This window comes from Wolbachia endosymbiont (group A) of Andrena fulva, from assembly GCF_964026815.1.
GTDB lineage: Bacteria > Pseudomonadota > Alphaproteobacteria > Rickettsiales > Anaplasmataceae > Wolbachia > Wolbachia pipientis.
The window spans coordinates 136,712-151,009 of record NZ_OZ034701.1; the positions used below are offsets into that span (position 1 = coordinate 136,712).

Sequence of the window (14,298 nt, forward strand, 5' to 3'; positions counted from 1 at the left end):
TAGCAATTACAGTATGTATCTTATTTCATGAATGCTCTTGATATTGCTAGTAACTTTATAATCCAAGTGTTAAGTTCAAGCTTTAACACGGTATCATTAATGGTGATTACTCCTGTAGTGTTTTTCTATATATTACGTGATTGGCCTTTAATTATAGAAAAAGCTAGTAAATTAATCCCTATTCCTTACAGAGGAAAAATTGCAGATTATTTTTCCAAAGTGGATTTCATTATATCTAATTATCTAAAGGGGCAGGTAAATGTATGTATTGTCATGATGGTCTTTTACTCTGTGAGTCTGAGCATAATTGGATTGGAACACTCTATTGTTATTGGAATTTTATCAGGAATGTTAACGTTCATACCTTACGTAGGGCCATTATTATATACCATTATTGGGTTTTTGAGCGCTATCACTCAATTTAGTGGATGGTTTGAAAGTGCTGCTGTTTTGCTATTATTTGGTGTTGGACAATTAATAGATTCAAATATATTAGTTCCTTTATTAATAGGAAAAAAAGTTCATATACATCCAACTGTAATTATTCTGGGAATTACTATATGCGCTTCATATTTTGGATTTACAGGTATATTACTTTTTATTCCAATAATAGCAATGTTCAATGTATCAGTAGAATATGCAATCAATAAATATTTTAAAAGTGAGCTTTATAAAAACGGCTAACAGACCTTTTGCATAATCAATTTATGGTAAGAGGAGAAATGAGCCCAGAATACCTGACACATTTGAGGAGCGTAAGTAAATTTCTGCGCAAAAATTACTACCAGAAAGAGGTTACGTAAGAGGTTCAACGTGCAATTAAATTTATTTAACAACAATCAAGCTGATTATAGCCGGCAAAATTACATCATCTTAGATGAAAATAAGCACGTATATAATTCGGTAGTTAATGATTTATCTTGGAAATGTCTGATTCTTTTTGGACCTAAAAGCTCCGGTAAAACTCATCTTGCTCATATTTGGCAATCAATAAACGATGCAATCTTTATCAATGTGAATAACTTCGTAAGCGAGATTAGGTATAGCGATGCTTTTATTTTAGAAGACGTACAAAACATTAAAGATGAAGCAATGTTATTACATTGTTACAATTACATGAAAGAAAACGACAAGAGGCTGCTAATCACTTCTTCAATTTCACCAAAAAAGCTTAACTTCAAACTAAGAGATTTAAGTTCTCGAATATTATCAACTATCAGCGTAAAAATTTTGCCTGCAAGCGAGGAATTATTAAGAATTATGCTAATAAAACGATTTTCAGATAAACAGTTAAAAATTGATTTAAAAGTGATTAATTATATTTTAGCAAGAATAGAACGTTCTTTCTATAGCATTGATAAAATTATAGAAAAGATAGATAATGAATCTATAGGGTCAAATGTGACCGTTCCTTTTATTAGCACTTTATTAAAAAAAGATGCCATTTGATTTCTTCTTTTGTAAAGGTGTATATTAAAAATTTATTAACACCCATAACACTAACGTATAGCATTTCTCATAATAGTCCGAACAGGTCATAGGAAGGCAGAATCAACAGCACGACGAAAGGATTCGAATAGAGGAATGTTTTTCCTGGCTCTGTTTTTTATAGCAAACCAATGATGCTCAATTTTGTTGAAATCTGGAGAATAAGGCGGCAGATACAAAATTTCTGCACCAACCCCTTTAGCAAGCTCGATAATCTTATCAGACTTATGAAAAGTAGCATTGTCAAGAATGACAGTCTGTCCAGGTTCCAAGATCGGTGTCAAAAATTGCTCAAACCATCCATTAAAAACATCCATATTACAGTGGCCTTCAAAGGTTAACGGAACAACTATCTTTCTTCCACTTAAGGCTGCAACCATACTGATTCGTTGAGTTTTCTTTCCAGATTTTAAGGCATAAAACCGCTGTCCTTTCTGGCAATATCCGTAGGGGTAGTCTTCGGTGTTATCAATGCCAGACTCATCTATATACACTAAGTTTTTAGGTTCTTTTGTCGCTATAATTTTCAAAAATTCAGCACGTTTTTCTTCGTTTCTTTCCTTGTATCCATATGTCTTTTTTTGCGCGTAAATCCAATTTTTTTAAGGGCTCGATAGATCGTTTGGATACTAACGTTGTTCCAAAGTTTAGCCATTTCCGATAGAGTCTTTCCTCCGTGTTCTCTGGCAAATTTGGCAAAGGTATCCCAGTCGGTAATTTTGTGATTGTAACCCCCATTTCCAAGTTTTTTTGATTGAAAGTCTCCTGTTTCTTTTCTTCTTTGCTGCCACTCCCATAAAGTAGTTCGTCCAATCTTAAATCTTGCTGCCACTGTTTCTCTGCTTTCTCCTTCGTCTAGCGCTTCCATTGCTTTTTTTCTTAAATCATAACTATATGCTGCTGGCATTCAACCTCCTTATCATCATCTACCCTTATCCTATCACATCCGGACTTTTATGGAAAGAGCTATAATTGGAATCTCTATCTGTCCATGTTAGAATTATAATCAATGTTATGTTATAATAAATATAGATAGATACAGCTAAGAAGTATTCTATATTTATAGTAGAGCTCACTTTATAAGGTGTTTTTTATAGATTTAACGTTATAATTTAACTATGATAAGAGTAAGATTAAATTTAAGAAAAAGGTTAAAGCAAAAGTTTGTGATGTTCGCTCTATTGATAAATGCTTTATTTGTCTCATATTTTCTCATAAGAAACACAGGGAACACTTCTAATCAAATTATAGCCAAAGAAATAAATATAGGAACTGATAATGAAAAATAAACAGTCGCAAAATAAAAAAGAAAATCTTTACATAACATATTACATAGATGCTTTAGCTTCAGAGAGGTCCGCTGCACAAAATACTCTGGAAAGTTATCGTTCGGATTTACACCAGTTTGAAGAATTTTTATTGGAAAGCGGCACTACCTTGGTTGGTGTAAACAAAACCAATATTAAAGATTATGTGAAATCTTTATGTACACAAAAAAAATATAAAAGTAGCTCTATATCAAGAAAAATATCCGCTATGAAAAATTTTTACAAGTGTCTATTTAATGACGGAATAATAGATTTTAATCCAGCGCCGGCTAATGATGCTGAATTAAAGAATCCAAAAGTTTCTCGTCCTTTGCCTAAGTATTTAAGTGTCGAAGAAATATTTTTGCTAATGGACACAGTGAGAAAATCAGCAAGCGAATCGAATAAAGAGATAAGCAGTAAAAGGCTATGTGTGATTTTAGATATCCTTTACTCTTCTGGAATGCGTGTTTCTGAACTAATTAGTATGAAATTATGTGAAGTGTCACATTTAATAAACAGTAATAACAAAGAATGCTATATAATAATAAAAGGAAAAAGTGGTAGAGAGAGGCAAATTCTTTTTAATGAACAAGCATTGCAGAGCCTTAGAAATTATTTATCAGTTCGTGATAATCTGATCTCTAAAGAAAAGGAATCCGATTGGCTATTCCCAGGTGATAAACCTAATAAACCAATTACAAGGCAGAGGGTCGGTCAATTAATGAAGGAGTTGGCAAGAAAATGCAATATTGATGAAAATAAGATCTCTCCACACGTGATTAGGCATTCTTTTGCTACCCATCTACTAAATAGCGGAGCAAATATTGTGTTGATACAGAAAGTTCTTGGCCATACTAACCTTTCTACAACACAAATATATACTCATATTGCTAACGAAAAGTTAAAGGACAAATTAGCTGATTCGCATCCTATTACTCAGATGATCAATAATTAAATTTATTGTTTTTAATTTGTAATAAAGTTAAATTTAAATAAATTTATGTGAGTTTGTGATTTCAAGTTTATTGTTTAATTTCTTTCTTATATTATGGGAGGTATTCTATACTTTCATTACTCTCCCTGTAATTTTCTTTTCTGAGTGTGTAATAACCATTTTCCTCGTCTGTTCGGTGAGAGTTGTATTATTCATGCTGCGTTTATTATGTGGCATTAAATATGAAGTGAGGGGAATGGAAAACATCCCTAAGCAACCTTTTATCATTGCATCTAAACACCAATCTCCATTTGAAACATTTATTTTTATACTACTATTTAGAAAAGCGGTTTTTATTTTAAAACGTGAATTGAAATGGATTCCATTCATTGGTTTGCATCTTATAGCGCTGAAAATGATTTTTATTAACCGTTCAGATGGTATCAGTTCTATACGCCATATAATCAAACTAGCAAAAATGCGTATAAAAGAAAATAGAAGCATAATAATATTTCCTGAAGGTACAAGAACAACTATAAACCAAAATATAAAATATCAACCAGGTATTGCTGCTTTATATAGCGTATTATCTGTTCCTGTGTTACCGGTTGCTTTAAACACTGGTTTGTTTTGGCCAAAAAGCATACTTTCTCTGAGAAAGAATCCCGGAAAGGCAGTAATAGAAATATTGCCCCCAATATATCCTGGGTTAAACAAAAATGAATTCTTGCAAAGTTTAGAAAAAATTATTGAAGAGAGAAGCAGTAGATTAACCATAGGAAAAACTGATATTGCAAATTAACAAAAAAACTTTATAATTAAAAGAAAAGTACAGTATTTTAGGTATTAATATATGGCAAATCATAAGAGTGCTAAAAAAATGATAAAGGTAATAGCAAAGCGCACTTTAATAAATAAGATGCGGAAAAGTAAAACTCGCACCTCTATTAGAAAATTGGTTGATATAATCAAGTCTGGCGACAAAGAAAATGTTGTTCTGGCATTTCGGAATGCTGAATCTAATTTACACAAGTGTGTGAATAAAGGTGTTATTCATAGGAATACTGCTGCGCGTAAAATAAGTCGCTTAAATGCAAAAGTAAAAGCATTGATGACCGCTTAATACGGTTAATGTAAAGTTAACTGTATTAATATATACTCCTCAGTTTGTATATTCTGTATAAAATTTAAGTAGCTTAAGTGATGGATAAAAAAGTGCTATTAGAACTAAGTAATGGATTAAAAATCGAGCTACCTGTATTAAGCGGAACAACAGGTCCTGATGTGTTAAATATCAAGGATTTATATAAGATGACAGGATTATTCACTTACGATCCAGGGTTTGTTTCTACAGCTTCATGCTCTTCTACAATTACATTCATTGATGGAGATGAAGGAGTTCTTAAATATAGGGGACATAATATAGCTGATTTGGCAGAGAATAATAATTTTACTGCTGTGATTTATTTATTGCTCTATGGTGAATTACCCAGTTCAGAGCAACACAAAAAATTTCTTCTCAAAATACAAAAATTATCCAAAGTATCAGAGCAAGTTACAAATGTAATCAAAGCATTTCCAAAGACTGCTCACCCTATGTCGATTTTAATTGCATGTTTTGCAAGTTTGTCAGCATCTTACCATGAAAAGCATGGCAACAATGTCAATGGTGAAGACCTAGATTTTGGAATTTCTGCAATAGCGCAAGTTTCCACAATTATTGCAATGATTTATAGGCATATCAACAATCAGGAATTCATAAATGCTAACAATGAATTAAGTTACAGTGAAAATTTCTTGAAGATGATATTTGGCGATGCTGTTGATAATGATAAAAGCGCCCTTTTTGCAAAAGCTCTGGATAAAATATTTACTCTCCATGCTGATCATGAACAGAATGCTTCTACGGCGGCTGTCAGATTGGTGGGATCGGCTGGTTCTAATCTGTTTGCAAGCCTCTCTGCAGGAGTTGCTACACTTTGGGGACCAGCACATGGTGGAGCTAATGAGGCAGTTATAAATATGCTAAAAGAGATAGAGCAAAGTGGAGATATAGATAAATTCATCGAAAAAGCTAAAGATGATAAAGATCCATTTAAATTGATGGGATTTGGACATCGTGTTTATAAAAATTATGATCCGCGCGCGCGTATATTGAAAGGCGCTTGCCATGAGGTTCTAAGTAAACTAGAACAAAATAATGAACTGCTTAAAATTGCAAAAAAACTTGAAGAAATAGCTTTAAAGGATGAATATTTTATTGTGCGTAAGTTATATCCAAATGTTGATTTTTACTCAGGTATAATAATGAATGCTATCGATATTCCCTCAAATATGTTCACACCTATTTTTGCACTTGCAAGAACCACTGGTTGGGTTACTCAGTGGTATGAAATGATAAATGATAAAGAAACTAAGATCTGTAGACCAAGGCAACTCTATTTTGGTAAATAAATTTATTTTCACTTCATTAGACTTCTTGCATAACCCAAACTAAGTAGAAAAAAGGTGTCATCCGAGTAGCTGACACTGGTTCCTTTACGACGGAAGTGTCCAGAGGTGTCATTCCAGTCTGGAATCCAGAAAAAAGGATGGTGTCATTCCGTATCCGTTCAGCCAATGGCGTCAACTTAAGAACTTTCATTAGCAAACTCTCCTAAAGACATGATGGCGTTTAGGCTTATCTACTTTATTGCGGCTGTCCCGGTCGGATTTTAACTTTAGCGCGTATACTTAAAAAGGGCTTGAAAGTTTTTTGGCGCAATAAGTACCTGATAGAGTTTCTGTCTCATTACACTAAATAAAACTGAAAAATTTAAACGATACTCAGTAATTTGATCTGGGTTCCAAGGCCCTTGTGCATCACATATATGAAGCGATAATATATTGCACATGACCAAGTTTGCCCAAAATTCTTGTAATACAGCCTCTCCAGAAAAATTCTCTAACTCTGCTCCTACTTTGAGTCGTTTATAGCACTCCTCTATGTGCCACCTTAACACATAAGCTTTGCTCCAAAGTCTCGGTCAAAAACTCTGTTTCTCAGTTGGCTAATGTCAGCACTATAACTCTTACTTTCTGTCCTTTCATTTTATTTTTTAGCTTTTCATTTTCTAATATAAAATCAAAATCTAATTTGCCAGCGTTCCCATAGCTTACTATAATTTCTTTTTTGCAAGCGAAAAATAAAATCTACTTCCAAATCATAATGCTGCTGAATGAATTTTACTGAAGACGATCATAGATAAATAATAATTTCTCTTGATTTAATAAACGCATTTGAGTGATAACTTCGGGTAATTGCTCTGCCGCCAACGTTTGTTCACCTATATTCCAAGCTGCAAGACGAGCACTGCAAATTAATGAAGTACACAAATCAACAAACAAATTGCCAATGGTGCCTGTTGTTCCATTTGGTTCAAACTCGGATACAATTTCCCCAGAGCTGGGTAATCTCATACCAGAACCATCTGCTGCAATAAGTCTATAGCCTCTCCAACTCAGGTTCATCCTGATAGGCTGTTTGGATGCTTAAATTCTTGAAAGCCTGTATGGCAAATCTTATACCTTGCTTTAGAAAAAGCTTGCTTTGAGGGTACATGTCAATGGCTCCATAAGTTCACATTCTATTCCCAAACTTTTTTTAACTAACTTTAAAATCATAGAAAATACTGTCGAAAAAGGAAGTTTTCTTGTTCGTGTAAAACTCAACACAATGGATTTTCTGAAAAGTTTTCGAGTATATTGCATTTTTAATTTGTAAGATAAGATCTTTTCCTTTTTGCATGCCTCACCTAAAAAAGACACATTTTAAACTTTTTTGTTGCAATAAAATAGAAACAAAAGTGCTGTCCCTTGCACTCTTTGGATAATTTAATGATAAAAAATTTGGAGAGAAATTTTATACACAATCTCTGACATTTTTCCTTAAGTTGACGCCATTGCCTGAACACTTACCTAATGATGAAGCTATCGAAAACATAGCAAAGAGACTTCAAAAATCTATAGACGATGCAAAAAAGCACAAGGTCATGTTTAGTGTTGATGTATTCCAAGGAGAAAAAAGTCATCAATAATAGATTATTCGATACTGATCTTATACCACCTCATGGAGCAAGATAAAAATGTTACTGAGACTGGAAAAGAAAAACTACGGCCTCTTATGTTAGAAATGTTTAATCTAGTTTCAACAGGCACTGATGTGAGCCAAGAAGTTCGGAGATTATTGCCAGAAGATATACTGAAAGAACGCGGCGAATATTTGTCACGTCTAAAACAAATTGTAAGTGATAGTATTGAAAATGACAAAAAAAAAGAAATTGTAGTAGAAAGAGATAATAAATTTTATTATGTACAGTGTCCAGAAAAAAGTGTGATCACTCCTGCAAAATTTATGAACTCCCCGGAATTTAAGGACTTAGGATATGGTGCATTGCGAATAGGAGAAGGAGATAATCTAATCTGAATAAAAAGCTGGCAATATCATGATATGCAAGGCAAAGTAAAAATGACCTTTAGGGTAGGCGATGAAAAGATCGAAATGATTTTATCTTCTGAAAAAGCTGAAAGTTTTGGTAAAATAATGGTACATATGGATGACAAAAGTTGTGAAATCTTCTCAAAGTACCTAAAAGAGCTAGAAAAAGAACCTCGTATAAGCAAGGTTGTTGAAGCTGCTAAAAGTTTTGCACAAACAAAAAGCAGTGCAGTTAGTCCACCTCTTTCTAATATGAAAAGTGTTGACACATCGCAACATTTTCAAAGTAGTGACCATGAATCACCAGAGCATTAACAATTATCATACATACATTGTTGCATATAGCAATAGTGTATGTGTATAGTTAGTAGGGTTTGTAAACTTAATAAAGTCTACAACTAATTTGAAAACTACTTTATTGTATGCAAGACTTTAAAATACTAGAAAATCTAAAAACCAAAGCACTAGAAGCTGAAAAAGGAGGCGGTTCTGACAGGATTACCAAACAACATGAAAAAGGGAAATTAACTGCTAGAGAAAGGCTCAGTATATTGCTCGATGAAAGTTCTTTTGCAGAATACGATAAATTCGTAAAACATCATGCAAATGATTTTGGCATGCAAAATGCTAATTTTTTAGGTGATGGGGTAGTGATTGGTCATGGTACTATTTATGGCAGAAAAGTTTTTGTTTATTCTCAGGATTTTACTGTCTTTGGTGGTTCACTTGGTGCGTCACATGCAAAAAAAATATGCAAAATTATGGATATGGCAATTAATGCCAGAGTTCCAATTATCGGACTAAATGATTCTGGTGGAGCCAGAATTCAGGAAGGAGTAAATTCTCTTGCTGGTTATGGAGAAATTTTTCAAAGAAACGTAAATGCATCGGGTGTTATACCACAAATTTCTTTAATTATGGGCCCATGTGCAGGAGGTACAGTTTATTCCCCAGCATTAACTGACTTTACTTTCATGGTGAAAAACAGTTCATATATGTTTATAACCGGGCCAGATGTAGTAAAAAAGGTTACCTACGAAGATGTAAGTTTCGAAGACCTCGGTGGAGCAAAAATTCATACAAGCAAAACAGGAGTAGCGGATTTTGCATTCAATAATGATGTTGAAATGCTGCTAAAAATGCGTGAATTCTTTACTTTCTTACCAGCAAATAATCAAGAATCACCAAAATCTGCACCAATCTGTAATGATGTTGACGACATTGATGAATCCTTAAACACTCTAATTCCTACCAATCCTAATACTCCTTATGATATGTATGAACTCATTGAAAAAGTTTGTGATGAAAGGAATTTCTTTGAACTGAAACCTGATTTTGCTCGTAATATCATAACTGGTTTTGGTAGAATTGGAGGAAATACTGTCGGTATTGTTGCAAATCAACCTATGCACCTTGCAGGATGTTTGGATATTGATTCTTCAAGAAAAGCTGCGAGGTTTGTAAGGTTTTGTGACGCATTTAACATTCCGATCATCACACTTATTGATGTTCCAGGATTTTTGCCGGGTACAAATCAAGAATACAATAATATAATACAACACGGAGCGAAACTGCTTTACGCTTACGCTGAAGCGACCGTGCCGAAAATTAGCCTTATCACTAGAAAAGCGTATGGTGGTGCATACATTGTTATGAATTCGAAACATCTAAAAGGTGATATAAATTATGCCTGGCCAACTGCTGAAATAGCTGTGATGGGCCCTGAAAGTGCAGTTGAGATTATATTTCGACACGAAAAAGATCAGCAAACGTTAATTAAAGAATATAAAGAAAAATTTGCTAACCCATTTTTTGCTGCATCATATGGATACATTGATGACATTATAGTGCCAAGTAAAACAAGGTATCACTTTTGTAAAGCATTAGAGCTACTCAAAAACAAGAAGGTAGAAAGGATATGGAAAAAGCATGACAACTTACCTCTGTAACTTTCTTCTAAGCCTTGCTTACAAGTTATGCAATATTATAAGTATAATCAGTGTGCCGTTACCAAGACTCGAACTTGGGACCTCGTCATTACCAATGACGTACTCTACCACCTGAGCTACAACGGCAAGTTTATATATTATGATAATGAATAACACAAAAAAGAATAAGGAAAAAGAAGAGGAGAAAAAAAGATTAGCGAAAGCTTTAAAGCAAAATATTTTGAAAAGAAAAAAGCAGCAACAGAGTAGACAGAGAACCCTTTCAAAACTCGTTTGTGGTGAGGAATTTTTAGGAGAAAGCACCGCAGAATACTCGAATGTATTTGAGAACGACAAAATTACCATCAGAAACTTAAGTTTTGAAGGAGGTATCATGCCAGAACTACCGGAAGTGGAAGTAATCTCTAATTTTTTGCTTGATAAAATTAAAAACAAGCAAATCAGTAATGTTATAGTGAATAATTGGAATTTACGTGCCCCAATAACAAAAAATATTGATGATATGCTAAAGGGCAAAGTCATACGCAACATCAAGCGTAGAGGTAAGTATACCATCTGGAATACAGATGGTAGTGTGGCTGTAATCATACATCTTGGCATGAGCGGAAAGCTTATATATGCTGACCACGATCAAATGCGGAATAAGCATGATCACGTGGTATTTTTATTTTCTGACAATACTTCAATAATTTTTAATGACCCAAGAAGATTTGGATTAGTTATCGTTTTAAATAAAGAACAAGAAACGGATTTTTTTAGCGATTTTGGAATAGAGCCCCTCACGGATGAATTCAGTGGAGATTATTTACAGGAGTTGCTGAAAAACAAAGAAGTGAATATCAAATCAGCGTTAATGGACAATAAATCAATAGTTGGCGTAGGCAACATATATGCTTCTGAGAGCTTGTTTAGAGCCTGTATATCACCACTCAGGTCAGCAAAAAACTTGACCTATAGAGAGTGCGAAAAACTTGCTGCTGAAATAAAAAATACTCTGGGTGATGCAATTGCTGCAGGTGGCTCAACACTGAAAGATTATGCACAGCCATCTGGATCTGCTGGATACTTTCAAAATAACTTTTACGTATATGGTAAAGTTCAAAAACCTTGCAAGATTTGCAATAATATCATAACACTTATACGACAAAATGGCCGTAGCACTTATTTTTGCAACGCGTGCCAGAATTAAGATTTTATTTTTTGATATGATATTTTCACTTGAAAAAGATCCATTTGATTTGTTTTCAAAGTGGTACAAAGCAGTACTTAATTCTCCGTGTGAACAACCAACTGCAATGACGCTAGCAACTTGTAGCAAAGACTGTATTCCATCTGCAAGAGTGGTATTACTAAAGGAATATAGCAAAGAAGGTTTTGTGTTTTTCACTAACGTAAACAGTAAAAAAGGGAAAGAATTGACTGAGAACCCCAAAGCTGCGTTAGTGTTTCATTGGATAGAATTTGCTAGGCAAGTGCGAATTGAAGGAGAGGTTAAACTTCTAAACGATGAAAGAACTGACAAATACTTCTCTTCTCGAGCGCTGGGTAGTCAAATTAGCGCATGGTGCTCAAAACAATCGAGCATTCTGAAAGATTGGCAAGATTTTGAGCAAGCTATAAAATTGAAGGAAAAAGAATTTCACAATACACAAGTTTCTCGTCCTGATTTTTGGGTGGGATTTTGCGTAATCCCAAAAGTAATTGAATTTTGGCAAGAAGGTGAATATAGGAAGCATATTAGATTTAGATACACTCTTGTTGAGGGAAGCGATTGGAAAGTGGAACAACTATATCCTTAAAAATGGTTGCGGGAGTAGGATTTGAACCTACGACCTTCAGGTTATGAGCCTGACGAGCTACCGAGCTGCTCCATCCCGCGTCGTTGCTTATTTAGTTATTATATATACAAATAATGAAAAAAGAAAAATAAAATTTCACCACATGCAAATATCGACACACTTATTAACTTTTCTTGACATAATAGTTAGTTATATACGTAACAATCTGCGCAATGAACAATATAACTTGATACTGTGGTTTCCTGTTTTTCAGTGTGTAGGAATTCTAACCTATTTTTCCCTAAGTTTTGAACCAAGCTGCATATCTATTTTTCTTTTGCTTTTACCCACACTAATTTTGATTGCAATATTGTATAAAAGGTACGCGATATTGTGTATCGCTTTAATTGCAGTGCTCATAGGATTTACAGCTAGTAAATTAAGAACAGCTTTAGTTGATACTCAAATTCTTGATAAAGAGAGATATGTAAAAGATATCGTTGCCACAGTGAAGGATATTAACGACAGGGGCTCATATAAACAATTTCTGCTTTCTGTTGAAAAATCCCCTACTATCTCAAAATCCTCTCCTGTCATCCCAGCGCCCCCTTTTGTCATCCCAGTACTTGACCTTACCCAGAAAAAAAAGATATGGATTCCAGCGTCACGCGCTGGAATGACACCGGATAGAGCTCTAGATAACATCAGAATATCAGTTAGAACCAAAGTGGAAAAAGGCATTAAAATAGGCGATCAAGTAAAATTATCAGCAAAACTCTTCCCTCCAAAAATTGCGCCTTCGGAGTATGCATACGATTTTGCAAGAATAGCATATTACCAGAAAATAAGTGCAACAGGTTTTGCAACAAGCAAAATAACCCTGCACAAAAAGGCTGAAGCAAGGAAATTTCTAGAGTATATAGAATCTTTCCGTCAATACATTTATGAAAACCTGCAGCAAAATATCAAAAAACCACATGTAGACATAATTTCTGCATTACTGATCGGTAAAAAAGACGGCATAGATCAAAAAACTATGGACGCGATACGAGATTCAGGTATAGCACATTTGTTTGCCATATCTGGTTTGCATTTATCATTCGTTGCTGGTCTGTTTTTTGTAGTGTTTCGTAATTTATTCGCAATATCTGAAACTTTGACTCTTAAGTATAACACCAAGAAAATATCTGCATTTCTTACCATTTTGCCAACCACGTTTTATTTGTTGATTACCGGTATGCAAATTTCTGCTCAGCGTGCCTACATCATGGTGATTTTAGTACTCGTTGCAATAATGATAGAGAGAAAATATCGAGGGTTAATAGCAATTGCGTTTGCTGCTGCAGTGATACTTATCATAGAACCAGAAGTAATTTTAAAGCCTGGCTTTCAGATGTCATTTTCTGCTGTTTTGGCACTGGTTGCCAGTTATCAAATTAATGATAATAAATTGTTCAAAATAAAAATAATGAAATATTTTGTGTCGATAATGATTAGCTCAGTAATAGCAAGTTTAGCAACTGTTCCGTACACGATATACAATTTTAATTATTTTTCAATTAGTGGCATTATCACAAACTTAGTTGCTATACCAATAGTTACATTAATTATTATTCCACTTGGAATAATTTATGTCTTATTGATTCCTTTGGGTATTGAATGGATTATAGCGCCATTTATAGAGCGCCCAATTGACAGTATTTTGTATATAACAAATGCAATCGCTAGTCTTCAGTATTTGGTTATTCCCATTCGTACTTTTCCTGCATCATCAATTATTATAATAACACTTGGTTTATTGTGGTTGTGCTTGTGGGAAAGAAATTGGCGTTTCTTCGGAATTTTCTTTATTGTACTGGGTATTTGTTTTAGTGCCACATATAAAACTCCTAATATTTTAGTGAGTAGCAACAATATTGCTGTAAAAGAAAGTGATAACTTACTATATTCTCTCACCAGAAAAAATAGGAACTTTGTTGTCAAAACATGGGCGAAACAAAATGGGCAGAACCAAATTTTGAATCATACAAAATATAGCAACCCAGATAAAAGGCTAAAGTGTAACGATTATGGCTGCATATATAATAAAGGAAATAATAAATCAGTACTGCTTGCTTATAAAAAAGAAGATATTTCAGAAAATTGTGATAAAGTTGATTTAATAATTCAATTAAGTGAATTCGACTATTCAGTTTGTAATACTAGAACTATTAAATACACCAATTTAAAAACATATGGCACACATTCAATTTGGTTAACAAATCGTTACGTAAAGATTAATAAAGTGCGCTCTAATAGGCCTTGGCACATGTTGAAAAATTAAGAAACTTGATTTTAAGGTTTGGTTAATGTATACCTAAAT

General features: G+C 33.9%; 12 protein-coding genes, 2 tRNA genes and 2 pseudogenes. 12 read left to right on the forward strand and 4 right to left on the reverse strand.

The genetic code is table 11. The annotated features are described in order from the left end of the window. Positions 1-12 precede the first annotated feature (12 nt). Positions 13-684 (forward strand): annotated as a pseudogene (locus AAGD84_RS00685) (AI-2E family transporter); the annotation flags it as partial. A 129-nt stretch (positions 685-813) separates the two neighbouring features. Further along, positions 814-1,449, forward strand: coding sequence for a DnaA ATPase domain-containing protein (locus AAGD84_RS00690; RefSeq protein WP_006280257.1), 636 nt, complete (start codon positions 814-816; stop codon positions 1,447-1,449). Between the two features lie 86 nt (positions 1,450-1,535). Here AAGD84_RS00690 and AAGD84_RS00695 read toward each other — a convergent pair. Beyond that, positions 1,536-2,395 (reverse strand): IS630 family transposase gene (locus tag AAGD84_RS00695; RefSeq protein ID WP_264705388.1). Its coding sequence is split into 2 segments (ribosomal slippage): positions 1,536-2,071 and positions 2,071-2,395, totalling 861 coding nucleotides; the frame shifts between segments, so codons are not numbered across the junction. Positions 2,396-2,766: 371 nt separating this feature from the next. Here AAGD84_RS00695 and AAGD84_RS00700 point away from each other — a divergent pair. The 4 genes from AAGD84_RS00700 to AAGD84_RS00715 all read left to right on the forward strand — a co-directional run bounded on the left by AAGD84_RS00700 (position 2,767) and on the right by AAGD84_RS00715 (position 6,186). Beyond that, positions 2,767-3,753 carry a tyrosine recombinase gene (locus AAGD84_RS00700; protein ID WP_341818035.1) on the forward strand — a complete coding sequence of 329 codons (987 nt, stop codon included), beginning with the start codon at positions 2,767-2,769 and terminating at the stop codon, positions 3,751-3,753. A 55-nt stretch (positions 3,754-3,808) separates the two neighbouring features. Continuing rightward, a complete protein-coding gene (locus AAGD84_RS00705; RefSeq protein ID WP_010963063.1) occupies positions 3,809-4,534 on the forward strand; it encodes a lysophospholipid acyltransferase family protein in 726 nt (241 codons plus the stop codon). A 51-nt stretch (positions 4,535-4,585) separates the two neighbouring features. Continuing rightward, positions 4,586-4,855 (forward strand): 30S ribosomal protein S20, encoded by a 270-nt coding sequence (gene rpsT, locus AAGD84_RS00710; RefSeq protein ID WP_012673338.1) that lies wholly within the window; start codon positions 4,586-4,588, stop codon positions 4,853-4,855. Positions 4,856-4,935: 80 nt separating this feature from the next. Then, the gene (locus tag AAGD84_RS00715; RefSeq protein WP_264723112.1) at positions 4,936-6,186 is read left to right on the forward strand and encodes a citrate synthase; all 1,251 of its coding nucleotides are present in this window, start codon (positions 4,936-4,938) and stop codon (positions 6,184-6,186) included. A 189-nt stretch (positions 6,187-6,375) separates the two neighbouring features. On the opposite strand, the pseudogene AAGD84_RS00720 reads toward AAGD84_RS00715, so the two are convergent. Continuing rightward, positions 6,376-7,519, reverse strand: a pseudogene (locus AAGD84_RS00720) (transposase). Positions 7,520-7,840: 321 nt separating this feature from the next. Here AAGD84_RS00720 and AAGD84_RS00725 point away from each other — a divergent pair. The 3 genes from AAGD84_RS00725 (at position 7,841) to AAGD84_RS00735 (ending at position 10,158) form a co-directional block, all read left to right on the forward strand. Beyond that, entirely contained in the window at positions 7,841-8,197 is a 357-nt protein-coding gene (locus tag AAGD84_RS00725) for a hypothetical protein (protein WP_265038427.1), read from the forward strand. Positions 8,198-8,221: 24 nt separating this feature from the next. Beyond that, complete coding sequence (locus tag AAGD84_RS00730) at positions 8,222-8,524, forward strand: hypothetical protein (RefSeq protein WP_231115838.1); 303 nt, start codon at positions 8,222-8,224, stop codon at positions 8,522-8,524. Positions 8,525-8,631: 107 nt separating this feature from the next. Then, positions 8,632-10,158 (forward strand): acyl-CoA carboxylase subunit beta, encoded by a 1,527-nt coding sequence (locus tag AAGD84_RS00735; protein ID WP_341818036.1) that lies wholly within the window; start codon positions 8,632-8,634, stop codon positions 10,156-10,158. A gap of 53 nt (positions 10,159-10,211) precedes the next feature. Here AAGD84_RS00735 and AAGD84_RS00740 read toward each other — a convergent pair. Continuing rightward, positions 10,212-10,284 (reverse strand) — tRNA-Thr (locus AAGD84_RS00740). Positions 10,285-10,531: 247 nt separating this feature from the next. Between AAGD84_RS00740 and mutM the strand changes: the two genes are divergently transcribed. Together mutM and pdxH are read left to right on the forward strand one after the other, a co-directional pair. Beyond that, entirely contained in the window at positions 10,532-11,347 is an 816-nt protein-coding gene (mutM, locus tag AAGD84_RS00745) for a bifunctional DNA-formamidopyrimidine glycosylase/DNA-(apurinic or apyrimidinic site) lyase (RefSeq protein ID WP_264723476.1), read from the forward strand. A gap of 16 nt (positions 11,348-11,363) precedes the next feature. Beyond that, a complete protein-coding gene (gene pdxH, locus AAGD84_RS00750; protein ID WP_022626142.1) occupies positions 11,364-11,957 on the forward strand; it encodes a pyridoxamine 5'-phosphate oxidase in 594 nt (197 codons plus the stop codon). Between the two features lie 3 nt (positions 11,958-11,960). Here the strand turns inward: pdxH and AAGD84_RS00755 are convergent. After that, positions 11,961-12,037: transfer RNA gene (locus tag AAGD84_RS00755), tRNA-Met, on the reverse strand. Between the two features lie 62 nt (positions 12,038-12,099). On the opposite strand from AAGD84_RS00755, the gene AAGD84_RS00760 reads away from it, so the two are divergent. Further along, a complete protein-coding gene (locus AAGD84_RS00760) occupies positions 12,100-14,259 on the forward strand; it encodes a ComEC/Rec2 family competence protein (protein ID WP_341818037.1) in 2,160 nt (719 codons plus the stop codon). Positions 14,260-14,298: the final 39 nt, after the last annotated feature.

What these genes read in the sequence shown, in the direction of transcription:
- AAGD84_RS00725 (WP_265038427.1), top strand. Translation starts at nt 7,841, where the DNA reads ATGGAGCAAGATAAAAATGTTACTGAGACTGGAAAAGAAAAACTACGG.
- mutM (WP_264723476.1), top strand. Translation starts at nt 10,532, where the DNA reads ATGCCAGAACTACCGGAAGTGGAAGTAATCTCTAATTTTTTGCTTGAT.
- AAGD84_RS00760 (WP_341818037.1), top strand. Translation starts at nt 12,100, where the DNA reads ATGCAAATATCGACACACTTATTAACTTTTCTTGACATAATAGTTAGT.
- AAGD84_RS00735 (WP_341818036.1), top strand. Translation starts at nt 8,632, where the DNA reads ATGCAAGACTTTAAAATACTAGAAAATCTAAAAACCAAAGCACTAGAA.
- rpsT (WP_012673338.1), top strand. Translation starts at nt 4,586, where the DNA reads ATGGCAAATCATAAGAGTGCTAAAAAAATGATAAAGGTAATAGCAAAG.
- AAGD84_RS00730 (WP_231115838.1), top strand. Translation starts at nt 8,222, where the DNA reads ATGCAAGGCAAAGTAAAAATGACCTTTAGGGTAGGCGATGAAAAGATC.
- AAGD84_RS00715 (WP_264723112.1), top strand. Translation starts at nt 4,936, where the DNA reads ATGGATAAAAAAGTGCTATTAGAACTAAGTAATGGATTAAAAATCGAG.
- pdxH (WP_022626142.1), top strand. Translation starts at nt 11,364, where the DNA reads ATGATATTTTCACTTGAAAAAGATCCATTTGATTTGTTTTCAAAGTGG.
- AAGD84_RS00700 (WP_341818035.1), top strand. Translation starts at nt 2,767, where the DNA reads ATGAAAAATAAACAGTCGCAAAATAAAAAAGAAAATCTTTACATAACA.